General features: G+C 63.9%; 21 protein-coding genes. 11 read left to right on the forward strand and 10 right to left on the reverse strand.

From position 1 onward, the window contains the following. Positions 1-155 precede the first annotated feature (155 nt). Positions 156-1,106 (reverse strand): adenosine deaminase, encoded by a 951-nt coding sequence (locus U0029_RS13590; protein ID WP_012416468.1) that lies wholly within the window; start codon positions 1,104-1,106, stop codon positions 156-158. Between the two features lie 141 nt (positions 1,107-1,247). Here U0029_RS13590 and U0029_RS13595 point away from each other — a divergent pair, with 141 nt between their 5' ends. Further along, positions 1,248-2,099, forward strand: coding sequence for a LysR substrate-binding domain-containing protein (locus U0029_RS13595; protein ID WP_114852402.1), 852 nt, complete (start codon positions 1,248-1,250; stop codon positions 2,097-2,099). 16 nt (positions 2,100-2,115) lie between these two features. Then, positions 2,116-3,198, forward strand: coding sequence for an NAD(P)H-dependent flavin oxidoreductase (locus U0029_RS13600; protein ID WP_012416466.1), 1,083 nt, complete (start codon positions 2,116-2,118; stop codon positions 3,196-3,198). Here U0029_RS13600 and U0029_RS13605 read toward each other — a convergent pair. Beyond that, positions 3,195-3,809: a glutathione S-transferase family protein gene (locus U0029_RS13605; protein WP_114852403.1), complete on the reverse strand. Its 615-nt coding sequence runs from the start codon at positions 3,807-3,809 to the stop codon at positions 3,195-3,197. The two genes, U0029_RS13600 and U0029_RS13605, sit on opposite strands and share 4 nt — an antisense overlap. A 259-nt stretch (positions 3,810-4,068) precedes the next feature. Here U0029_RS13605 and U0029_RS13610 point away from each other — a divergent pair, with 259 nt between their 5' ends. From U0029_RS13610 to U0029_RS13620, 3 genes are all read left to right on the forward strand, one after another. After that, the gene (locus U0029_RS13610; protein ID WP_114852404.1) at positions 4,069-5,442 is read left to right on the forward strand and encodes a GntP family permease; all 1,374 of its coding nucleotides are present in this window, start codon (positions 4,069-4,071) and stop codon (positions 5,440-5,442) included. A 102-nt stretch (positions 5,443-5,544) separates the two neighbouring features. Continuing rightward, positions 5,545-6,762, forward strand: coding sequence for an MFS transporter (locus U0029_RS13615; RefSeq protein WP_114852405.1), 1,218 nt, complete (start codon positions 5,545-5,547; stop codon positions 6,760-6,762). 83 nt (positions 6,763-6,845) lie between these two features. After that, positions 6,846-7,295, forward strand: coding sequence for a GNAT family N-acetyltransferase (locus U0029_RS13620; RefSeq protein ID WP_114852406.1), 450 nt, complete (start codon positions 6,846-6,848; stop codon positions 7,293-7,295). A 3-nt stretch (positions 7,296-7,298) separates the two neighbouring features. On the opposite strand, the gene U0029_RS13625 is transcribed toward U0029_RS13620, so the two are convergent. Continuing rightward, positions 7,299-7,607 (reverse strand): putative signal transducing protein, encoded by a 309-nt coding sequence (locus U0029_RS13625; RefSeq protein WP_114852407.1) that lies wholly within the window; start codon positions 7,605-7,607, stop codon positions 7,299-7,301. Between the two features lie 97 nt (positions 7,608-7,704). Here U0029_RS13625 and U0029_RS13630 point away from each other — a divergent pair, with 97 nt between their 5' ends. Both U0029_RS13630 and U0029_RS13635 read left to right on the forward strand, forming a co-directional pair. Next, positions 7,705-8,865 (forward strand): metallophosphoesterase, encoded by a 1,161-nt coding sequence (locus tag U0029_RS13630; protein ID WP_114852408.1) that lies wholly within the window; start codon positions 7,705-7,707, stop codon positions 8,863-8,865. A gap of 97 nt (positions 8,866-8,962) precedes the next feature. Further along, the gene (locus U0029_RS13635) at positions 8,963-10,138 is read left to right on the forward strand and encodes a TIGR03862 family flavoprotein (protein ID WP_236824231.1); all 1,176 of its coding nucleotides are present in this window, start codon (positions 8,963-8,965) and stop codon (positions 10,136-10,138) included. Positions 10,139-10,144: 6 nt separating this feature from the next. Here the strand turns inward: U0029_RS13635 and argC are convergent, their stop codons facing one another. Next, the gene (gene argC / locus U0029_RS13640) at positions 10,145-11,053 is read right to left on the reverse strand and encodes an N-acetyl-gamma-glutamyl-phosphate reductase (RefSeq protein ID WP_114852410.1); all 909 of its coding nucleotides are present in this window, start codon (positions 11,051-11,053) and stop codon (positions 10,145-10,147) included. 102 nt (positions 11,054-11,155) lie between these two features. Between argC and U0029_RS13645 the strand changes: the two genes are divergently transcribed. Beyond that, positions 11,156-12,031: a LysR family transcriptional regulator gene (locus U0029_RS13645; RefSeq protein ID WP_114852411.1), complete on the forward strand. Its 876-nt coding sequence runs from the start codon at positions 11,156-11,158 to the stop codon at positions 12,029-12,031. 133 nt (positions 12,032-12,164) lie between these two features. Continuing rightward, positions 12,165-12,665, forward strand: coding sequence for a GNAT family N-acetyltransferase (locus tag U0029_RS13650; protein WP_012416456.1), 501 nt, complete (start codon positions 12,165-12,167; stop codon positions 12,663-12,665). A gap of 154 nt (positions 12,666-12,819) precedes the next feature. Here U0029_RS13650 and U0029_RS13655 read toward each other — a convergent pair whose 3' ends face one another. Both U0029_RS13655 and U0029_RS13660 read right to left on the reverse strand, forming a co-directional pair. Beyond that, positions 12,820-14,364, reverse strand: coding sequence for a hypothetical protein (locus U0029_RS13655; protein WP_114852412.1), 1,545 nt, complete (start codon positions 14,362-14,364; stop codon positions 12,820-12,822). A gap of 122 nt (positions 14,365-14,486) precedes the next feature. Then, positions 14,487-15,785 (reverse strand): EAL domain-containing protein, encoded by a 1,299-nt coding sequence (locus U0029_RS13660; RefSeq protein ID WP_114852413.1) that lies wholly within the window; start codon positions 15,783-15,785, stop codon positions 14,487-14,489. A gap of 172 nt (positions 15,786-15,957) precedes the next feature. On the opposite strand from U0029_RS13660, the gene U0029_RS13665 reads away from it, so the two are divergent. Further along, on the forward strand, positions 15,958-16,230 hold the full coding sequence (locus U0029_RS13665; RefSeq protein WP_012416454.1) for a hypothetical protein: 273 nt from the start codon (positions 15,958-15,960) through the stop codon (positions 16,228-16,230). Positions 16,231-16,446: 216 nt separating this feature from the next. Here U0029_RS13665 and U0029_RS13670 read toward each other — a convergent pair whose 3' ends face one another. From U0029_RS13670 to U0029_RS13680, 3 genes are all read right to left on the reverse strand, one after another. Further along, positions 16,447-17,913, reverse strand: a complete 1,467-nt coding sequence (locus U0029_RS13670) for an amino acid permease (RefSeq protein ID WP_114852466.1) — start codon at positions 17,911-17,913, stop codon at positions 16,447-16,449. 117 nt (positions 17,914-18,030) lie between these two features. After that, positions 18,031-19,104 carry a linear amide C-N hydrolase gene (locus U0029_RS13675; protein WP_012416452.1) on the reverse strand — a complete coding sequence of 358 codons (1,074 nt, stop codon included), beginning with the start codon at positions 19,102-19,104 and terminating at the stop codon, positions 18,031-18,033. A gap of 82 nt (positions 19,105-19,186) precedes the next feature. Beyond that, positions 19,187-21,001, reverse strand: a complete 1,815-nt coding sequence (locus tag U0029_RS13680; RefSeq protein WP_114852414.1) for an ABC transporter ATP-binding protein — start codon at positions 20,999-21,001, stop codon at positions 19,187-19,189. Positions 21,002-21,351: 350 nt separating this feature from the next. Between U0029_RS13680 and U0029_RS13685 the strand changes: the two genes are divergently transcribed. Further along, a complete protein-coding gene (locus U0029_RS13685; protein ID WP_012416450.1) occupies positions 21,352-21,729 on the forward strand; it encodes a DUF1090 domain-containing protein in 378 nt (125 codons plus the stop codon). A 5-nt stretch (positions 21,730-21,734) separates the two neighbouring features. On the opposite strand, the gene U0029_RS13690 is transcribed toward U0029_RS13685, so the two are convergent. Continuing rightward, positions 21,735-23,315 carry a methyl-accepting chemotaxis protein gene (locus U0029_RS13690; RefSeq protein WP_114852415.1) on the reverse strand — a complete coding sequence of 527 codons (1,581 nt, stop codon included), beginning with the start codon at positions 23,313-23,315 and terminating at the stop codon, positions 21,735-21,737. Positions 23,316-23,373: the final 58 nt, after the last annotated feature.

A 23,373-nucleotide genomic window follows, 5' to 3' on the forward strand; every position in this document is an offset into this window, starting at 1 on the left:
CGGCCTTAGCCCACCTGCTTAGTTGCCGTCTTGAACTCCTCGCCCAGGCCTGCGCGCTCGAAAGCACGCAGGGTGTGCGGTGCGGGGTCTGGCCGTGCGCCTTCGGCGGTCGTGGCAAACCTCTTGCGCCTGCGGGATCTCGACGCGGCCTGAAATCAGGCGGTCAATACGCTGGCCAGGCTGTTAGCCGCCAGCCGGCGGGCCTGCTCCTGGCTCATGCCGAGGTGTTCGCGCAGGGCCATGAAATTCTCCAGCACATAGCCGCCGAAGTAAGCCGGGTCATCGGAGTTGATGCAAACATTCAGCCCCCGCTCCAGCATCTCGAGCACATTGTGCTGCCCCATGTGCTCGAAAACCTGCAAGCGCACATTGGACAAAGGACAGACCGTCAAGGGTATTTGCGTATCGACCAGATGCGCGATCAGACGCGGGTCTTCCCAGGCCCGCACACCGTGGTCGATACGCTTGACCTGCAAACGCTCCAAGGCCTCCCAGATGTACTCGGGCGGCCCCTCTTCGCCCGCATGGGCCACGGCCGGCAGGCCTTCGGCCCGCGCTCGGGCGAATACGCGCTCGAACAGGCGCGGCGGAAAACCGGCCTCGCTGCTGTCCAGGCCGACCGCAATAAACGCATCGCGATAAGGCAGCGCCTCATCAAGCGTGCGCATCGCGGCCTCCTCGGGCAGGTGCCGCAAAAAGCTCAGGATCAAGCCGCTTTGTATGCCCAAATCGCGCCGCCCATCGGCCAGCGCGGCCTGAATACCGCTCAACACGACCTGAAACGGCACGCCGCGGTCGGTATGCGTTTGGGGATCGAAAAAAGGCTCGGTGTGGGTGACGCCCTGCTCGGCGCATTTGCGCAGATAGGCCCAAGTGAGATCGTAGAAGTCCTGCTCGGTGCGCAGGACATGCGCGCCCTGGTAATACAGATCGAGGAATTCCTGCAAGTTCTGATACTGATAGGCCTGGCGCAACGCATCGATATCGGGCCAGGGCAGTGTCACGCCATTGCGCTGCGCCAGCGCGAACAGCAGCTCGGGCTCCAGCGCCCCCTCGAGATGGATATGTAGTTCCGCTTTGGGCAGAGCGGTCAGCCAGTCTTGCATGATGCGTCCTTGAAAACAGCGCTGGCACGATCATACCGCTGCCGCCTGCGAGCCAATATTCTGCAATAATGAACGATATTTTATTTTTATTCTTTTTTTAAGAATTTAGTGCCATGCTCGGCTGAGCATGGGGAAGAAAGCATGGACCTCTCCGATCTCAGGATTTTTCTGGCCGTGGCCCGCGAACAAAGCGTGACGCGAGCCGCTCAGGCGCTAGACCGCGTGCCCTCGAATGTCACGACCCGCATCCGGCAGCTGGAAGATCATCTGGGCCAGGCCTTGTTCATGCGCGAGCACAAACGCATGACGCTCTCTGACGCCGGCCGCCGGCTAGAGGACTACGCGCAGCGTCTCCTGGCGTTGGCCGACGAGGCCGAGCAGGCCTTGCGCGCGGCCGGGCCGCAGGGCCGCCTGCGCCTGGGCTCGATGGAAAGCACGGCAGCCAGCCGCCTGCCGCTGCCGCTGGCCCGGCTGCACGCCCGCTGGCCTGCGGTAGAAATTCAGTTGCGCACCGGCACTACGCGTTTTCTCGCCGACGCCGTCACCAGCCATGCACTGGACTGCGCCATCGTCGCCTACCCCAGCGCCCAGCCCCCCGGCGCCAGGCTGGACGAAGCCCTGGGTGCAGCGCTCGAAGGCGATTATCTGTTCACGGAAGAATTGCTGCTGATCACGCCGCCCGGCAATGCCGCGCCACGCGCGCTCGCCACCTTCGCCCGCGGCTGCGCCTATCGCGACCGCGCCGAACAATGGCTGCGCGACGCCGGCGAAGACCCGGCCCGCCTACAGATGCTGGAGTTGGGCTCTTACCACGCCATTCTGGCCTGCGTGATGGCGGGTTCGGCCATGGCCGTTCTGCCGCGTTCCGTGCTCGATCTGCAAACGCTGACGCCGCCTTCGCGCGTCATTGGCCCCGCGCACTGCTTTCTCATCCGTCGCAAAGGCCAGGACAGCGCCAACTATCAAGCCTTGTTGTCCGCCTTGCGCGACTGACCTCCGGAGACCTTGTATGCCGCGTTCCGACTTCCTTTCCCGCCTGGGGCTGCAATGGCCCATCATTCAGGCTCCGATGGCGGGCGTCAGCACGCCCGCCCTGGCCGCCGCCGTCTCCAATGCCGGCGCTCTGGGGTCGCTGGGCTTGGGCGCGAGCAATGCCCCGACGGCGCGCAAAGCGATCGAGGCTACCCGCGCGCTGACCTCCCGCCCCTTTGGCGTGAATCTGTTTTGTCATCGTCCGGCGGTGGCCGATCCAGCACGTGAAAGCGCCTGGCTCGCCGGACTGGCCCCCCACTTCGCAAGCTTTGGCGCCGCCCCTCCGGAACGCATCACCGAGATCTACACCAGCTTTCAGGTCGATGACGATATGCTGGATATGCTGCTGGAAACCCGGCCGGCGGTCGTCAGCCTGCATTTCGGCCTGCCCGAGCGCAAGAAACTCGAGGCGCTGCGCGCCGCCGGCATCTACCTGATGGCGACCGCCACCCAGCTTTCCGAAGCCCGCCGCATCGCCGAAGCCGGAATCGACGCCATCGTGGCGCAAGGCATCGAAGCGGGCGGCCATCGCGGTGTGTTTGATGACACCCCGCGCGACCACCGCCTGGGCACGCTGGCCCTGACCCGTTTGCTGGCCGCCGGCGTGGATCGGCCCGTCATCGCTGCGGGCGGCATCATGGACGGCCAGGGCGTCGCCGCCGCGCTGTCCCTGGGCGCCCAGGCCGCTCAACTCGGCACGGCCTTTATCTCCTGCCCGGAATCCTCGGCCGATGCGGCCTACCGCGCCGCGCTGCTGGGCCATGATGTTGTGGCCACCACCTTCACAAGCGCCATCTCCGGCCGTCTGGCGCGCTGCATCGTCAACCGCTTCACGGAACTAGGAGAAGCGCCGGACTGCCCGCCCATCCCCGACTATCCCATCACCTACGACGCGGGCAAAGCCCTGAACGCCGCTGCCAAATCACGGGGCGACAACGGCTACGCCGCGCAATGGGCCGGGCAGGCCGCCGCGCTGTCGCGCGGTCTGCCCGCCGCAGCCTTGGTCGCGACCCTGGCGCAAGAGTGGCAGGCCGCGCGCCAAGCTGCCCTGCCTCGCTAGCGAGGCTCGGCCCAGGCCGAAAAACCGGCGCGCCGGCTCAGGCGATCACAATAGGCGTCGATCCCCGGCAGCGCCGGACGCTCGAACTCGGTGGCCCGCCAGCGCAGTACGGACAGCCCGATGGCGATATCGGCCAGACTGAAACGCTCGCCCGCCACATAAGCGCCGGTCTCGGCCAGGCGGGCCTGCAACACAAGCATGGCCCCGAGCCAGGCCTGGCAGGAAGCCTCGATCAGGGCTGCGTCCTGATAGCCCGGCGCACGCCGCACCAGGGCCATGAAGGCATAACGCCAGGCCGAATTCAGATCGGTGGCCTGCCAGTCCAACCATTGGTCCACCCGCGCCCGCTCTCGGGCAGACCGTGGATACAAGCACTCACCCTGATACTGATTGGCCAGATAACGCAGAATACTGTTGGACTCCCACAGCACGAAATCGCCATCGACAACGACAGGAACCTGGCCATTGGGATTGAGGGCCAGGAAATCGGGCTCGGCCGTGGGTCGAAAGCCGGCACCCCAATCCTCCCGCGTGTAGCGAAGGTTGAGTTCGTCGCAGGCCCACAACACCTTGCGAACGTTAATGGAAGAGGCTTTACCCAGGATGCGCATGAGCGGCTCCAGCAATAGGAGAGAGCCAGTCTACGCCTAGGATGCGTCTGCGGAATAGAGACAGAGAGCAAGGATACCTACCATAACAGCAGGTTGGGACTACGGTTTGTCCTGGCGCCGTGTCATGATTTGACGCAATAAAGCCGTGCGTATCAGTCTAAGTAACGTCGACATAAAACAGTAAGCTACCTACTCTGCGCGGCACTGCATGGGCGCCGCCGCGCCCTGTTGTTTCAAGTTCAGAAAGGACTCTGCACCGATGGGAATACTGGCAATCGTCGTCTCGCTGCTTCTGCTCATGTACTTCGCCTACCGAGGCATCACGGTACTGATCCTGGCACCCATCATGGCGGCGCTGGCCGTGGTGATGTCAGGGGACATCACCGTTCTGTTGCCGGCCTATACCCAGACCTTTATGCACGCCCTGGGCGGCTATGTCATTCAGTTTTTGCCCATCTTTCTGCTGGGTGCGCTGTTCGGCCAGCTCATGTCGGACTCCGGCGCAGCCCAGGCCATCGCCCGCAGGATCACCGACAAACTCGGCACGCGCCACGCCATCCTGACCGTTGTGCTGGCCTGCGCCGTGCTGACTTACGGCGGGGTGTCGCTGTTCGTAGTGGCTTTCGCGGTGTATCCCATCGCCACAGTGCTGTTTCGTGACGCCAACATCCCCAAAAGACTGATCCCGGCCTCCATCGCGCTGGGTTCCTTCACCTTCACGATGACGGCCCTGCCCGGCACGCCGTCCATCCAGAACGCGCTGCCCATCCCCTATTTCGGCACCAATGTGTTTGCCGCGCCCCTGCTGGGCACCATCGCGGGGGTCATCATGCTGGGCGTGGGCATGGCGTGGCTGCTCAGCCGCGCCAAGCGTGCGAGAGTGGCCAACGAGGGCTATGGCCAACACACCGAAGAAGCCTCGCACGACGAAGAGCGCCCGAAAGTGCCGCTGGCCCAGGCTCTGCTGCCCCTGCTGCTGGTGATCGGCATCAATGCCCTGTTCACCTACATCGTATTCCCGCGCATGGATTTCGGCCCCCTCGAAAAACAGCATCCTGGCCTGGACCCCTCCAAGATGGCGGGTTTGTGGGCGCTGATCATCGCGCTGGCCACCTCCTGCACGGTGCTGATCCTGATGCGCCTCAAGCACTGGAAGGGGCTGCGCGAAACCGTCAACAAGGGGGTGTTCGGATTCATGCTGCCCTTGTTCAATACGGCATCGGAAGTCGGTTACGGCGCGGTCATCGCTAGCCTGGCGGGCTTCGCTCTCATCCGCGACGCAGTCCTGAACGTCTCGCCCGGCAACCCGCTGATTTCCGAGGCCATCGCCATGGGCACACTGGCGGGCATTACGGGCTCGTCTTCTGGCGGCATGAGCATCGCGCTACAGACCCTGGGGGCCGACTATCTAGCCATGGCCCATAAGGCTGGCATCAGCCCCGAGCTGCTGCACCGCGTGGCAGTGCTGGCCTCGGGCAGCATGGACACCCTGCCGCAATCCGGGGCCATCATCACGCTGCTGGCGATCTGCCGCCTGACGCACCGCAGCTCCTATGGCGATATCGCGGTGGTCACCATCGTGGGGCCGCTTATCGCCCTCGTGACCGTCATCGCATTGAGCGGCGTGATCTGAATGCCGGCGCGTGTTTATCCACGCGCCTATCCACTTAAAAGCGCTAACCGCGCCCCTGCCTCAGCCGGGAGGCGGCCGGGCTTCGCTTCCCTAGCCGCCCCCATGTCCACGGCCGCCGATCCGCTCTCCAGCCCCTCATTGCGCCGCTTCCTCGCTGCCCGTTTCTGCGCCTCGCTGTCCTATCAAATCGTATCTGTGGCGGTGGGCTGGCAAGTCTATGCCCTGTCGGGCAGCGCGCTGGACCTGGGGCTGATCGGGCTGGCTCAGTTCCTGCCCATGATGTGTTTGACCCTGGTGGTCGGGCATGTCGCCGACCGCTACGACCGGCGGCGCATCGTGGCCATCTGCATGGCCTTGGAAGCCCTGGCCACGCTAGTGCTGGCTGCGGCCGCCCTGCACGGCTTCGGAGGCACGGCCCTCATCTACACCACCGTGATCGTGATGAGTTCGGCGCGCGCCTTCGAGGCCCCGACCCTGCCCACCCTGATTCCGGCCATCGTGCCGCGCGACGGGATTCCGCGCGCCACTGCGCTGTCGGCGTCTTCCAACCAGATCGCCCAGATCGCCGGCCCGGCGCTGGGCGGCATCGGCTATGGCATCGGCACGGGCTGGGTGTATTGCGCCGCTTCGCTGATCTATGGCGTCGGGCTGGTGTCCATTCTGCGCGTGCGCACGCAACGCCCGCCGGCGCACAAGGCGCCCACCACCTGGCACACCCTCTTTGCCGGCATCCGCTTTATCGCCAGCCGCCGCATTCTGCTCGGCACCCTTTCTCTGGATCTGTTCGCCGTGCTGCTGGGCGGCGCGACCGCGCTCTTGCCGGTTTTCGCCAAAGACATTCTGGATGCCGGCCCCTGGGCCTTGGGCGCCCTGCGCGCCGCCCCGGCCCTGGGCGCGGCCTTGACTTCGCTGGCGCTGGCCCGGCTGACCATGGGCGAACATGTCGGCCGCATGCTGTTCGGCGCCCTGATGCTGTTCGGCATAGCGACCGTGGCCTTCGGCCTGTCGACCTCCATCCCGGTCTCGCTTGCCGCCTTGGCCGTGCTGGGCGCGGCCGACTCGATCAACGTGGTGGTGCGCTCTTCGCTGGTCCAGTTGCACACCCCTGATGAGATGCTCGGCAGGGTCAGCGCCGTGAACACGCTTTTTGTCGGCGCGTCCAATCAACTGGGCGAGTTTGAATCGGGCCTGACGGCGGCGCTGCTGGGCACGGTGCCGGCCGTTGTGCTGGGTGGCCTGGGCACGATGGCAGTCGCCGGGCTATGGATGTGGTGGTTCCCCGAACTGCGCAAACTCAAAACACTGGCCCCGGGTCCCTGAGGCGAAAAAGGCTGCGCTTTCATGACAGACATCAAACCGTCATGCCAGCGCGCTATACCAGAAGCTTTTTCAAGGAGTGCGCCATGCGCCTGCGCGCCGCCAACCGGGCTGACGGTGACCGGATCGCCGAACTGCTCGACCAATTGGGCTATCCGGGCGCCGAGGGCTTTCTGGCCCGGCGCCTGACGCAGCTGCTCGACCACCCTGACGCCGGCATTGTTGTCGCCGAACGCGGGCAGGCGGTAATCGGGTTCATTTCCTATCATTTCATCCCGCAATTGGGGCTGCCCCAGGATTTCTGCCGCATCAGTTATTGCTGTGTCGCCAGCGAAGCACGCGGGATGGGGGCGGGAGCGCTGCTCGAAGCCGCCGTCCATGCCGCCGCCCGGGCCCGAGGCTGTGACCGCATCGAGCTGCATTGCCACGAAGACCGCAATGCGGCGCACGGATTCTATGAGCGGCTGGGCTATCAGGAAGCCCCCAAATACCTGATGAAGGCCGCAAACAAGAAGGAGCGCGGCACACAGCGCTGAAGCTCAGGGACGCTCGGTGCCGCAGCGCCAGCATTCGCTGAACTGCGCTTCCAGGACCTCTGCGCAGCGCGGGCAGGTCCAGGGCAAGGCCGCCGCCTCGGCTGCGGGCTCAAGGCCAATCAAACGCATGGCGAAATCGCGGTCGGACTCACGTTCGATCCAGATCTCCGGCCCGCACTGATCCACCGGAATTTCGCCCATCACCCCTTGCAGATGCTGGTTATGCAGCTCGGCGGACACCCGTGCCTGACGCAGTAGGTTCAGCCAATGCTGGGCCAACAAAAGACTGGGCGCGCGGACAAGCCGGTACATGGTATGAGCTCGGGGGGAAGATAAGGTATTTTATTCTCGTCTGCGGGCAAGGCCCCGCGCTTGCGGGATTAGAATCCGCTTTTGCCCCTGGATTGTCATGGCGCTGCGCAACTCCTCTTTCTTTCTCCGCTTTCTCGCCTTAGGCGTACTGGCCCATGTCTATGTCGGCCTGCGTATCATCCCTGCCGTACCGCTAGGACAAATCTGGCAAGTCGGCGCCACCCTAGTGCTGGTGCTGTCCTGCATTTTGATCCCGCTGGGCATGCTGAGCCGCTCCTCGGGACGCCAGCCCTGGGCGGACCGCCTGGCCTGGGCTGGCCTCTTGGCCATGGGCTTTTTCTCTTCGCTGTTTGTGTTCACGGTGCTGCGCGATGTGGTCTTGGTCGGCGCAGGCCTGTGGCGGCTGGCCACCGGCGGCGCGCCGCCGATCCGGCTGCGCGAAGTCAGCGCTATGGCGGTGCCCTTGCTGGCGCTGGCTGGCAGCGTTCTGGGATTTTTCAATGCCCGACGGCTGGCCCATGTCAAAGCGGTCCGCGTACCCATTGCCGGGCTACCTGCCGAGCTCGAGGGCTTGCGCATCGCCCAGATCAGTGACATCCATGTCGGCCCCACGATCAAAGCCCCCTATGTCCAGGCCATTGTGGACGCGGTCAATGCCTTGAACCCCGACATCATCGCCATCACCGGCGATATCGTCGATGGCAACGTGACCCAGCTCGGGCCGCACACCCGACCACTGGGTGAGCTGCGCGCGCCGGGCGGCGTCTATCTGGTCACGGGCAATCACGAGTACTACTCGGGCGCGGATCAATGGATAGGCGAGCTCCGCCGCCTGGGCCTGAAGGTCTTGCTGAACGAACACGCGGTCGTCACGATCAAGGGGCAGGAGGTCGTGGTCGCCGGCGTCACCGACTACACGGCCGGCGACTTCGATCCCGCACAGCGCAGCGATCCGCAACAAGCCTTGAACGGCGCCCCGGCCGATGCGGCCGTCAAGCTGCTGCTCGCGCATCAGCCGCGTAGCGCCCTGGCCGCCGCGCCGCTGGGCTACACCCTGCAACTATCGGGACACACGCATGGCGGCCAGTTCTTCCCCTGGGGCTTTTTCGTGCGCCTGCAACAGCCCTTCACATCGGGCCTGCACAAACAGGGCAAACTCTGGGTCTACACCAGCCGAGGCACCGGTTATTGGGGCCCCCCCATGCGTCTGGCCGCACCGTCCGAGATCAGCCTGGTTCGCTTGACCCGAGCCACATGAGACAATGCCGGCCTGAACAGCCGGCATTTCTTTCTTCATGTCCTCCTCCCCTTCCCGCCTACACGTCGCCGTCATCGGTGGCGGCCCCGCCGGTCTCATGGCTGCCGAAACGCTGGCGCTGGGCGGCGCCCAGGTCGATGTTTACGACGCCATGCCCTCGGTAGGCCGAAAGTTTCTGTTGGCAGGCCGAGGCGGCCTGAACTTGACGCACAGCGAAGCGCTGCCCGCCTTCATCGGCCGCTACGGCGCAGCCGCCGAACAGGTCGCCGCCTGGCTGGCACTGCTCTCACCCGATGCGCTGCGCGACTGGACCCACGCCCTGGGCGTGGAGACCTTCATCGGGACGTCAGGCCGAGTCTTTCCCAAAGCAATGAAGGCGGCGCCCATGTTGCGCGCCTGGCTGACGCGCTTGCGCGCTCAGGGGGTTCGCTTTCACATGCGGCACCGCTGGCAAGGCTGGCTTGCCAGCGAACCCGCGAGCCCGCAAACGCTGCGCTTCGATACACCCGAAGGAACGCTGACAAGTTCGGCCGACGCCGTGGTGCTGGCTCTGGGCGGCGCAAGCTGGGCCCGTCTGGGTTCGGATGGCGCCTGGCTGGCGCCCTTGGCGCAGCGCGGGGTGGCGGTCACCCCCCTGTTGCCAGCCAACTGCGGCTTTGATGTCGCCTGGAGCCCCCATTTCATCGAACGCTACGCCGGGCAGCCGCTTAAATCCGTGGCGCTCGCCTTGTCGGAAAACGGGCCAGGCAGGCGGGGAGAGTGCATGATCAGCGCCTCGGGCATCGAAGGCAGCCTGGTCTACGCCTTATCGGCCCCGCTGCGCGACACCCTGCTCGGCGAGGGCGAAGCCACCGCCTGGCTGGATCTGCTGCCTGATTGGAGCGCGGCCCGCGTGGCCGATGCCGTGCATCATCCTCGCGGCGCGCGTTCGTGGTCCAGCCACCTGCAAAGCCGTCTGGGTCTCAAGGGTGTCAAGGCCGGTCTGCTGCGCGAATGCCTGCCGGACTTCCATGATCTGGACCTGCTGGCGCAGCGCATCAAGGCGCTGCCCATCCGTATACAGGCGCCCCGCCCCATCGACGAGGCGATCAGCAGCGCTGGCGGCATCTGCTTCGAGGCCCTCACGCCGCAGCTCATGCTGCGCGATGCGCCCGGCGTGTATTGCGCAGGCGAAATGCTGGATTGGGAAGCGCCGACGGGCGGCTATCTGCTCACCGCCTGCATGGCCAGCGGCAAGGCCGCCGCGCAAGGCTTGCTCGCCGACCACGCCTGACACGCCTCAGGCCTGCAACATCAGATCCAGGTTCTGCACGGCCGCGCCCGCTGCGCCCTTGCCCAGGTTGTCGAACACCGCCGCCAGCAGGATATGCCCATGCTCGGCGTTCTCGAAGACATGCAGGTGCAGGGCGTTGCTGCCGTTGGCCGCTCGCGGATCGAGCTGCTCGGGCAGGGCCTGGCAAACCTGCACATGGACGCTGTTCACATAGTGGCGAGCCAGGCAGTCGCGCATCGCGCGCCCATCGGCCCCTGCAGGCAAAAGGCGGCGCTGCAAGGCGATCGTGAGCGCGATCCCCTGGCGAAATGATCCATAGGCCGGCGTGAATACCGGCCTGGCGGCCAGCCCGGCGTAATGTTCGATTTCGGGCGTGTGTTTGTGCGCGAGCCCCAAACCATAGGCCGCATAAGGCGGCGCATCAGCGCCGCCTTCATGCTCCTGCACACCGACGCGCCCCTTGCCGGAATAGCCCGACACGGCATGCACGGTGATGGGGTAATCGGCTGGCACTAGCCCGGCCGCCACCAGCGGACGCAACAGGCCGACCGCGCCGGTGGGATAGCAGCCGGGATTGCTCACCCGGGCAGCGCGGGCGATACGCTCCGCCTGTGCCGGCGCCATCTCCGGAAAACCGTATTCCCAACCCGGTGTGAGCCGGTGCGCCGAGCTGGCGTCCAGCACACGCACGGCGGGGTTACGAATGGCGGCGACCGCTTCGCGCGCGGCGGAATCAGGCAGGCAAAGAATGGCGATATCGCACTGATTGATAGCCTCTGCGCGGCGCTGGCTGTCTTTGCGCTCGGCGGCGGGCAAGGTCAGGATGCGCAGGTCATCGCGCCCGCGCAGGCGTTCATGGATCTGCAAACCCGTCGTGCCCTGGTCGCCGTCGATAAAAACAAGTGCTTGAGTCATGGTGCATTCCCCGGATCGGATGCGCCTATGATCCCGCTTGGCTTAAACTAAGAAAAGTTGAATTTCATAACTCTCAGATTCAGTATTTCTGAATAACAGCTCATGCGTGAAATCAGCCTGGACCGTCTGCGCACCCTGGTGGCCATTGCCGATCTCGGCTCGTTCGTGCAGGCCGCCCGCGCGCTGCACCTGGCTGCGCCTACGGTCAGCCTGCATATCACCGAGCTGGAAGCCCGCATCGGCGCGCCCCTGCTCTCCCGCCAGCGGGGCCAGGTGCGCCCCACCCCCATCGGCGACACCCTGGTTGCGCGGGCGCGCAGTCTGTTGGCCGAAGCGGATCAGGCACTGGACGATGTGCAGCGCCAGGTGCAGGGGCTGGCTGGCCGCGTGCGGCTGGGCGCTTCCACCGGCGCCATTGCCCATCTCCTGCCTCGGGCCCTGGAAGCGCTGGGCAACACCCACCCTGGCATCGACGTCCAGGTGGAAGTCCTGACCTCCCAGGAAAGCCTGACCCGGCTGAGCAAGGGCCCCCTGGACATCGCACTGGTGGCCTTGCCGCAAGCCGAAACGCCCGGCCTGACGGTGCGGCCCTGGCGCCGCGATCCCGTCATGGCCTTTGTGCCCGCGGCCTGGCGGCCGCCCGCCCGAATCACCCCACAATGGCTGGCGGACCGGGCGCTGATCCTGAACGACGCGAGCACGCGGCTATCCCGCATCACGACGGAATGGTTCGCTGCGGCGGGTCTGCGGGCCAAGGCGCGCATCCATCTCAATTTCAACGACGCCATCAAAAGCCTGGTGTCGGCAGGTTACGGGGCCGCCCTCTTGCCGCATGAGGCCACTGCCCCGCCGCCCGACGACCGCATCGCCATGCGCCCCCTGCGTCCAGCGCTATGGCGGCCTTTGGGCATCGCCCATCGCGCCGCCGCCATGGAAACGGCGACCCGCCATGTGCTGGATGCACTGCGCCAGCGTTGAACCCCGCACAGGGCTGCCGCCATCCGCGCGAGCGGCCAGCACCACCCGCGCCCCGGCAACCTTCAGGTCCAAGGCTTGCCGCCGGCCAGGCCCAGGCGAGAACGGCGCTAAGCGGCGCGGCTACACTGCAGGCATGCCTTCCACGATCACAGTACGCCTGTGGCAGCCTGACACCACGCCGAGCGCCGAAACCCTAGCCCAGCTATGGCTGCGCTCAGTGCGCGCCACCCACGACTTTCTCGACGAAGCCACCGTGCTGGCCCTCTACCCCGAAGTGCGGGATCACTATCTGCCCGCCGTCACCTTATGGCTGGCCGAAGAGGCATCAGGCCTTTGCCTGGGCTTCATGGGCCTACAGGTGCACGCGCAGGGCGCCGATGTGGCCATGCTGTTCATCGAGCCGGCCGCACGCGGACAGGGCCTGGGACGCCGCCTGCTGGATCAGGCCAGGGCAGACCATGGCGCACTGACGGTGGATGTCAATGAACAGAATCCGCAGGCCTGGGAGTTTTACCGCCATTACGGTTTTGAACAGACGGGCCGCTCGCCGCTGGATGGCCAGGGACGGCCTTTCCCCTTGATTCATATGGCGTTGCGAGGGGACCCAAGCTGCGCAGGCTTAGGCCTGCCCTAAGAGGTTCCGGGGATGTCGTGCAGCAGACGGGCGAAAGCCGCTGCGTAAGAGCGGGTCGCGCGGCTTAATCGGCACGCGGTGAGATCAACTTGCATTGCGGCCCAATAAAAAATGGCAGATACGCGATCTGCCATTTTTTACGGTTTGGCGGCGTTCAGCGCACGCGCACCTTGGCGGCAGTACTGGCCAGTTTGTCGTAGCCGTTTTCGATCAGCAGCGGCTGATGCTGACGCAGTTGTTCCCTGGCGCCCGCCATAGCGGCGCGGTCGCTTGCGCGCAGCAGGGAGCGCAGACTCTTGCGCTGCGTGAATTCGGAAGGAATATCGTTCACTTCGGCCTGCTTGCCGTTGATGAACTTGCTGACCTTAGTCGATTCGTTGACCACGCTGCTCAGATCCGCCTTGATGAGTTCCCCGTCTTTATAGGCAATCTCGGTCAGGCTCTTGCTGCGATCGGCGATCTCGTAATAGTTGTAGTTCTGCGTTTCGCGCGCGCCGCCGAGATTCATCGGAATATCCTTCTGAAGCGGGCGGTGGTAACTGGCCTTGAGCGCGGATTGCTGCTCCTGGCGCACCGAACGATTGGCGGTATTTTCTCCCGTGACTGCCGTGCGCTGAGAGGCCTCATAATTGAAACTGTCGCGCTCCTGCGGCAAAGCCGTATTGGGCGAGGTCGAAACCTGGCTGATCGAGGCGCTGAAATCGGCCATGCCGCTCAACACGCTGCGATCGCCACGGCTGAGCGTCACTTCGCGCGACAGCCTATCCGGCTCGCTTGCGTTACCGTAATGGCTATGCAGCGCCTTGAAAGCATCTTTGAACTGGGTCATCAAGGCCTGCTCGCCATCGCCACGCTGACGGGCGCGGTCGAACTGGTTCAGGTAGTCGCGCACGGCTGCGTCACGTTGCGAGGCCTTGCCCAGTAGGCCTGACTGGCTGAGATCGACATCGACCTTGACCGTGCCGGCCGCGCTCACGGCTTCCAGCGAGCGCGATTTGGCATCGGCATGCAAGGACAGCGATTGCACCCTGTCATGCTGTTTGATATTGGCTTTCAAATCGACCGAGGACAGCACCTTAGTGTCGAAAGCCATCAGGCCGGACACCTTGAGCGCAGCGTCGCCGCCAGCCAAACCATCGATGGCGTCCTGAAAAACGGTAGACAGATCCGCCAGAGCATTACGCTCTTCGGCGCTCAATGCTTCGTCGTTGGCCGTCTCGACCGAAACGGCCAAGCCGTCCGGGCCGCTGCCAAGCTTGATCTGCACTGCCTTGCCGCTGGCGGTCTTGACCGAGAGCGTCACCTGGTTCTCGGTTTCGCGATGCAATTCGGCCCATTGCGATGCCGCATCCAGACTGCCGGGCCGCGCTTGCATGAGCGACTGCGAGTAAGGGCTGCCGTCGGTGCGAAAACGTTCCAGCAAAGCGCCGCCCAGACCCTTGAAACGCAGCTCGGGCGCGGTAGAAGAAAAATTGCGCTGCATAAGCGCGGATACGGTGTCATCCGCAGACCGCTCCCAGACCGCCTTGCCTGCCGACGGCGCGGGCGAGGGCTCGATATAGACGGAAGACGAGGCCTTGCCGCCGGTCAGCTCAACCCGGACACCTGCATTGTGCTGAACGGGCAGCCTGTCAGTCCGCGCCACTACGGGAGCAGGGGCCAGGGCAGTGCTGGCCGTCAAAGCAGAAATGGTGGTCATGACAGGCTGTTCTCTGTAGCGAGGCGTAGCTCTCGTCGCCAGTTAACGGCAGCCTGCGCCAAAGATTAAGCCCCAAAGCAACACGCGCCGAACAGCGCGACATGCCATGCCAATCGCAGCGCTCACTCCTGCTGCATCATTCTGCCCAGAAAGTCCGGCGCGCTGATGGGTCGGCACAAGGCATAGCCCTGACCGACCTGCACACCAAGCTGGCGCAAGCAGGCGATGTCGGCCTCCGTTTCGACACACTCGGCCACCAGACACATATTCAAAGCACGCCCTAGGCGGGACAAGGCGGCGAGAATGGCGCGGCAGGACTCGCGCTGCGCGACATCGCGCACGAACTTGCCCGCGACCTTGAGTTCATCGAAGGGAATGTCCGCCAACAGCTCAAAGCTCGCCGAGCCGGTTCCAAAATCATCGAGCGAAAGCAGAAAGCCCTCGGCACGCAAACAATTGAGCGCGGTGGACAGGCTGAGCTCATCCAGAGGCGCGGCGTCTTCGGTCAATTCGATCTTGATCAACTCCGGTCCCAGCCCGACCTCACGGACCCGCTCGCCCAGAAGAGAAATCAAGCCCGGCTGGCTCAAGGTGGCGGCGGAAATATTGATGGCGATCGGCACGCAACGGCCATGACTTCGCAAGAGGCGTAGTGTCTCGATCACCTGGTCGCGCACATAGCCAAACAGCAGACCATCCAGCCCCAGGCGGGAAACCACGGGCAGCATGGCCGACACCGGCACATCGCCGGGACCAGTGTGGCGCCAACGGATCAGGGCCTCCGCGCCGACGATTCTGCGCGTGCGCAAGTCGAACTGCGGTTGCAGATCAACCCGCATCCCACGCCCGGACTCCAGCGCCTCGCAGAGCTCGTCGTCGGTAAAGTCCGGCGCCTGCGGCGAGGACGAAAGAAGTGTCGCAGAGACGGGCTGACGGGCCAGCATGCGCAGATATTGACGCAGCCCCCCTTCGTCGGAGACGGCTTCGGCATGAATCCCCTTGCTGCGGGCCAGATAGGCATGCGCCTGGAGCGCCTGCAAGCTAATGCCTCCGACCAGGGCGCCAAGCGCAAAAGCCAGCCTGCCTGGGCGCGCCTGCGACTCGCCGGGCAGGAATGGCGATCGCGCCGGCGTGTAATCGCCGACCCATAGAATATGCGGAACCGGCCAGCGCGCCCGCTCACGCAGCGCGTCGGGCAGACGCAAGGCGTCATGATGTTGCGGGTGCAGTTCCGCCACGACCACCGCGAAGTGCTGTTCGCGTAGGCGGCATAGCATGGCATCGAATAAATGCGTGCTCTCAGGCTCGCCAAAGCCGCTTTCTAGAATTTTTCTGGATAGTTTCGCAGCGCGTTCGGCACTGGCTGCGAAAGCGAATATCCGACCGACGCTGCCATCAGGCTGAGCGGTATCGTTGTCCACATCTGTAATCTCTGTTCGACCACTGCTTGATCCTATCTAAGCCTGCGGACGCCGCACATAGGATGAAGACGAAAACGCCGCCAACGCTCAAGCCCCCGCCGTTTGTCCAGGAGCGTCTTTTTTCCTATAGTCTCGCGTTCTATACCGCCCTGCGGTCAATCTGGAGCCTGAATTGAGCGATTCCACCCAACCTACCGGCCCCAGCGCCGAACAGCAGACAGCCCTGGGCGATCTGGCCCTCAATGCTGCACACATCGCCCTTTTCGCGATGCGTCAGCAAAAACCGCAGGAAGCCCTAGGCGTCCTCGACGATGTGGCGGACTCGCTGCTGCAATACCTGACCAAGACGCTGGACTGGCCTCAGGACGCCAAGGCCGGCGCCAAAAAACGCGTCACGGAAACCCTCCAGCTTGCGCTAGCCGTGACCAAGGGCGCCAAACTCTGAGCGTCTGCGCTCAGCGAACCGACAGCCAGTCCCGGCTCCTGGCCGGGCGGCCTGTCAAAAGCGCCCCTATCCGGCACACGCAAGCAGGCCAACGCAAAAGACAGACCATCGCGCCAGCACGAGCGCGCGCGACGGGGGCTTTCCAGCATGCTGCCGCAGGCGGGGCTGCGCGAACCACGGCGGCAAATGCTGGGCGAGGAAACCCGATCTTGAGGCTCAGCGCTCGCGACCCTGGGAAAAATCCATCTCGTCGTAGGCCACGAAACGCGAACCGCGCAGCAGGCGATAGCCTCCCCAGATCAGCAGAAACAAGGGAATGCCGATATAGGTCGCCGCCGCGCCTGCCCAATCAATCCGATCCTGCAAAAACGCTTCATAGTTCTGCCCCAGCGTAATGGCAAGACAGAGCGCAAACGCAAACATCGGCCCGAAGGGAAAGAAGGGCGACACATAAGGCAGATCAGCCAGACTCTTACCCTGAGCGAGATAGCCGCGACGGAAACGGTAATGACTGACGGCAATGCCCAACCAGGCAATGAAGCCGGTCATGCCTGAAGTATTGAGCAGCCAGATATAGACTTCGTTGGGGCTGAACAAAAAGGACAGAAAACACAGCGCCGCCACGGCCGTTGTCGCCAGCAGCGCCAACACCGGCACGCCGTTGCGCGACACCCGGCCGAACAGGGCGGGCGCCTTGCCTTCCCGCGCCAGCGCATACAGCATGCGCGTGGCCGCATACATCCCGGAATTGCCGGCCGAGAGCACGGAGGTCAGCACCACCGCATTCATGATCGAAGCCGCAGCCAGCAGGCCGGCGCGGTCAAAAATCAGTGCAAAAGGGCTGACGGCGATATCGCCCACCTCGTTGCGCAGCAACTGCGGATCGGTATAAGGGATCAGAAAGCCGATCACGCCGATGGCGAACACATAAAACAGCAGGATGCGCCAGAACACCTGGCGCACCGCGCGGGGCAGATTGCGCGCCGGATCTTTGGACTCCCCCGCCGCAATGCCGATCAGTTCGGTGCCCTGAAACGAAAACCCCACCACCATGGCCACACCGATCAGCGCCGCGAAGCCCCCGGCAAACGGCGCATCATCGACCACCCAGTTCTGCCAGACGTCCGGCTCTCCGCCACGGATAATGCCCAGAATCATCAAGACGCCCATGACGATGAAAGCCAGCACGGCAATCACCTTGATGAGCGCAAACCAGAACTCAGCCTCGCCGAAACCACGCGCCGACAACGCGTTCAGGCCAAAGGTGATGGCCAGAAACAGCGCGCTCCAATAGACACCCGGCACATCGGGAAACCAGTACGCCATCACCAACTGCGCGGCCACGAGATCGACCGCGACCGTCACGGCCCAGTTGTACCAATAGTTCCAGCCCAGGGCAAAACCGAAGCCCGGCTCGACGAAACGCGCGCCATAGGTGGCGAAAGAGCCTGCCACCGGCATATTGGCGGCCAGCTCGCCCAGGCTGGTCATCAAAAAATACACCATCAGGCCGATCAGGGCATAGGCCAGCAAAGCGCCGCCCGGGCCCGCCTGGGCAATCGTGTTGCCGGAAGCCACGAACAGGCCGGTGCCAATGGAGCCGCCCACAGCAATCATGGACAGATGACGCGCCGACAGGGTGCGCCGAAGGCCAGTGGGAGTGGACACATCCTTGGCAGGCATGCCCACAGCCTGGCTGCGATGTTGTTCGGCCAAAATGACTTCCTCAGGGTGATGGGCCGCCCGCCGGGCGGCCTAGAAAAGCGGCGAGCATAACGCAGCCCGCCGCCCACCCGTCAACTAGACGCCCAGAAATGCGAATGGCTTGCTGTCCTTGAAAGCCTCGTTGGCCGCGCCCGAGTATATGTGGCTTTGCTCGGGGCCCAGGTCCAGCTTGCGCACCTTGCCGCTCTCGGGTGAGAAGTCCACCTTATTCAAATCGACCCAGAAAATATTCGGGCTGACGGCCGACTCGAAAAAATACCGCTTGCGCTTATGGTCAACCACGGTGCGCCAGCGCGTGGACGAGATATTGGGCTGATCCGGCGTAGTGATGCCATAGGGCACCGACACGTTGCGGATCACACTGAACACGCTGGCCAGCGCCATCTGCGGGTTTTCGCTCTTGGGAACCGCGTTGATATAGAACATGGCGCGGGCATAGCGATCGGCCGAGCGATTGGTTCCCGGCAGCACCACCGTGCCGCCGATGTCGCGCCAATAGGTTTCCTGGGCCAGCTGTGTCTCGAAAATGGGCGAGTTGGTCATCACCTGGTATTCACGCGAGTGATGAATGACCTGTTTGCCATTGATGTATTCGACGATGGCGCTGTCGCCCGTGCTGTCCGACAAGGACAAATGCAGCGTGGCCAGCCGGTCTTCGCCCGGCACCTTGTCGGTGACCACCACGAAAGGTTCTTTCTCCAGCGCCGCCACCGCCTCTTTGACGGTGGCGAAGTTGTCCAGCATGTATTGCGCCCAGATCGACACCGACAGCGGCGGCTTACCCGCCGCGGCGTCGGGATATTGCGACTCCACCAGCCACAGCAGATTGGCGACCAGCCCGGCTTCGTTGACGCCATCCGTGGTGGAGATGTCGTAGCCGCTGGCGATAACGCTGCCATAGCGGGAAGTCCATTGGGGCGTGCCGGGGCCGCCCGCGCCATCACGCTTCATGCCCCGGGGAAAGATCCAAAGATTCGTGCCCACATCGACCTTCCAGTCCATCGAACGGGCGGTCATGATGTTGTCATCGGGCCCCAGATAAACCACCCGGGTGCAGGCCTGCGCGATCAGGGGCGCGCAAAGCAGGGCGGCGGCTAGCCAGGCGCTGGCCACCGGTTTTAAAAAAGAGGGCTGAACTTGCTTTTTCATGTCGGCTCCCGTTGGGCGGACGGCAGCCCGCCCCCTGGCAAACTTACCGCAAGCGGGGTTCGCGGCGCAAATCCCCCCTGCATCAGGGCAGCACGTCGTCCAGGCCTTTGGTAAGTTCCAGCGCCTGGCGCTCGAACAAGCGCCGGTAGACACCGCCTTGACGACGCACCAGCACATCATGGCTGCCTTCCTCCAGCACCTTGCCATGATCCATCACCAGCAGGCGGTCCAGCGCGCGCACGGTAGACAGGCGGTGCGCGATCACCAGCGTGGTGCGCCCCTGCATCAAACGGGTCATGGCCTCCTGAATCAACACCTCGCTTTCGCTATCCAGGCTGGATGTCGCCTCATCCAGAATAAGAATGGGCGCATCGGCCAGAAAGGCCCGCGCAATCGCCACCCGCTGACGCTCGCCACCGGAGAGTTTGATGCCGCGCTCCCCCACCAGGGTTTCATAGCCCTTGGGCAGCGCCATGATGAAATCATGGGCGCTGGCCTGCCGGGCGGCTTCCTCGATCTCGGCGCGCGAGGCGTCGGGCCGTGCATAGGCGATGTTTTCAGCCAGGGTGCGGTGAAACAGAATCGGCTCCTGCTGCACGATGGCGATCTGCCGCCGCAAGGAAGCCTGCTTCACGGTGGCGATATCCTGCCCGTCGATGGTGATGCGGCCTTCATCCACGTCATAGAGACGCTGGATAAGCTTGATAAAGGTCGTTTTCCCCGAGCCGGAATGGCCAACCAGACCGACACGCTCGCCCGGTGCGATGCGCATGGAAAAATGTTCGTAGAGCGGCTGGCGTTGTGCGCCGTAACGGAAGGTGACGTCCTCGAAACGTATCTCGCCGGCGCCGACTTGAATGGCGCGCGCGCCGGGCCGGTCATCGACGCCCAGGGGCTGCTTGTGCAGCAGGACCAGCTCTTCCATGTCGTTGACCGAACGCTGCAAGTTGCGCAAATCCATGCCGACCTCGCGCAGATAGCCCTTGAGCACGAAGAACAGCGTCATGGCGAAGGTGATGTCGCCCACGCTGGCCCGGTCATTCGCCCACAGATAAAGTGAAGTCCCGAGCATGGCGGCCTGCATGGTGGTCATCATGGCGCCCTGCAGGCCGCCGTTGATCGTGCCGCGCACCCAGGAGCGGCGCGTACGCATCCGCCATTTGGCGATCACGCGTTGCAGGCGGTTTTCTTCGCGCGCCTCAGCGCCAAACGCCTTGACCACGGCATTGCAACTGATCGCATCCGCCAGCGCGCCACCCATGCGGGTATCCCAGGCATTGGACAGCCGGGCGGCCGGCGCCACATAGCGCAGCGTGAGCGCGATCGTGATGCCGATATACAAGGCAGCGCCCAGGCCCACCACCAGGGCCATGACCGGCCAGGTCAGGGCCAGCAGCAGGGTCGCGCCCGTCAGCATCACGAAAGACGGCAGCAGCGCGGTGAGCAGGGTGTCATTGAGCATGTCCACCGCCCACATTCCACGTGTGATCTTGCGCACCGTGGAGCCGGCGAAACTGTTGCCATGCCAGTCAGAGGACAGCCGCTGCACCCGGTGAAACGCATCCGTCGCAATGCCGCGCATCATGTTCAGTGTGAAGGGGATGATGTTCTGAAAGGCCAGCTGGCGCAGCAGCGTGCTGCCCACGCCCAGCGCCACCAATAACCAGAAGGCCGTGATGGCGGCCTGCCAGATGGTCTGCTCACCAGGCGCCCCGGAGGCGATGGCATCGACAAGGCGGCCGGCATACATCGGTGTCAGCACATCGGCCAGCGCCGACAGCAGAGCCATGGAGGCAACGATCAAAAGGCGCCAAGGTTGCTTGATCCAATGGCGTATTGCAAAGCCCAGCACATGACGGAATGTCTGGCTACGTCGTTCTTTTCGGGTTCTAGCCATCGTGGAATAGACCGGCCAACAGGCCGGCGCTCAAAGAGAAAACGGATACCCCTAGCTGCAGCAAGCGCGCCGCGCAGGATGGACAGTACGAAGAAATGTGGCGGAGAACGCCACAGGGGCGACTTAATGAGGTCGCGAAGACACGCGCGGGTCGGCTAGCGAATACATGGTTCTGGCCTCCCTGGGTGTGGTGGTGAGATGGAAGCAAAAGCGGGTATGAATCGATTCGATTCTATCTGCTCTCCGGGAAAAAACACGCAGAGCCCATGCCCCACATGGGGTTTTGCCGCGACACAAGAGAAGGCAAGCCCGGTATCCTTGAATCTCCTCACTTGCCTGGAGAGCCCATCATGTCTTTCTTTAAACCTTTGGTTCTAGCCCTTGGTTTAAGCGCCATGCTGCCTGCCGCTCATGCTGAGCTACGGGGTTGTGCGGCAAAAAAACAGGCCATCGAAACCCAGCTCAACGCCGCCCGGGCGGCCGGCAACTCGCATCGAGTGCACGGGCTGGAGCAGGCCCTGGCGGGCGCGGCCCATTGTGACGACGCCCAATTGCAGCGAGAGCGCGAGGCCTCGGTGCGCAGCGCCCAAGCCAAGGTGGCGCAGCGCGAAGCCGAACTCGCCGAAAAAACCACCAAGGGCGACCCCAAAGACATCGCCAAAGCGCAGCGCAAGCTGCAAGAGGCCCGGCGCGATCTCGAAAAAGAGCGCGCCGAACTCAATCGCTGAACCGTTCAGACCAGGGCCGGCGGCGCACGCACGGGGGTCCGGCCCAGTTTGAAAGCGCTGACCGACCCCAGCAATTCACGCGCCTGCTCCTGCATGGCGCCGGACGCAGCGGCGGCTTGCTCGACCATGGCCGCGTTCTGCTGCGTGTTCGCATCCATCTGCGACACCGCCTGATTCACCTGCTCGATGCCGATGGATTGCTCGGCGGAGGCCGCGGTGATTTCACCCATGATATCGCTCACCCGGCGAACCGAGTTGACGATGTCCCGCATGGTGGCGCCAGCGTTTTCGACCTGCCTCGCCCCCATGCCGACCTTGCTGACGGAATCCTCGATCAGATGTTTGATCTCTTTGGCGGCGCTGGCGCTGCGCTGCGCCAGGGAACGCACTTCGGCGGCGACCACGGCGAAACCCTTGCCCTGCTCCCCCGCCCTCGCCGCCTCGACCGCCGCGTTCAGGGCCAGAATATTGGTCTGGAAAGCAATGCCGTCGATGACCGCCACAATCTCGGCGATCTTGCCGGAACTGGCCGTAATATCCTGCATGGTGTGCACCACGTCGGCCACCACCTTGCCGCCGCGCAACGCCACCTCCGACGCGCTGGAGGTCAGCTGATTGGCTTGCAGGGCATTGTCCGCGTTTTGCCTGACCGTTGAAGCCAGCTCCTCCATCGAGGCGGCCGTCTGCTCCAGCGAAGCCGCCTGTTCTTCCGTGCGCGCGGACAGGTCGATATTGCCAGCCGCGATCTGATTGGACGCCGAGGAAATATTCTCGGCACCCACCCGAATACCGGCTACGGTGCTCGCCAGCCGCGCGTTCATATCGCGCAAAGCCAGCAACAAACGGCCCGTTTCGTCCTTGCCCTGCACGTCGATGCGCAGGGTAAGGTCGCCGGCGGCCACGGTTTCGGCAATCTTCACGGCGTAGCCAATAGGCCGCACGATGCTGCGGGTGACAAGCCAGCCTAGCAATCCGCCCAGCACGAGCGCCGTCAGGCCAAATGCAAACAGCAGTGCGCGCACCAAGTTGGAAGCGTATTCGGCCTGCTCGCCGGCGAGGTCGGCTTGGCCGCGCGCCATATCGCCATAATCCCCCACCCGGTCGATATAGGCCTGCATCATGGGCCGCAGTTGCTCGTTGACCAAAGCATCGAGCCGCGCCATGTCGGCCGGGTCATTACGGCTTTTGATTTCCGCGGCCTGCGCCCGAGCCTGGCGATAGTTATCCATCGCCGGCCAGATATCAGCCAGTGCGCGCTCACCGGCCGCTGAGGCGTATTTCTCCAGGCTGGCGCGGATTTCATTGCTTCGTTTGGTCTGCGCTGCGAACTTGGCCAGCAAGCGTTGCTGCTCTTGGGGATCGGAACCGCGCAAAAAGGCCGACACCGCTTCCAGGTGAGAATCCAGCACGCCTCGCCATTCCGTCGTGAGCGCCACCCGCCGCAGCGAGTCGCCAAGATGATGCTGCGCCGCGCGCATCTGGGCCACGCCCCACAGACTAGCCCCCATCATGGCGCCCATCAGCAGCAACAGCACCCAGATACTGCCCCCCAACCGCGTGCCGATTTTGTAATTATTTAGTCTCATTACTAGTAAATTCTACTATTTTTGTGAACTATTGTAACAATTATCGCCTCTTGCTCTA

It is taken from the genome of Bordetella avium, assembly GCF_034424645.1.
GTDB lineage: Bacteria > Pseudomonadota > Gammaproteobacteria > Burkholderiales > Burkholderiaceae_B > Bordetella > Bordetella avium.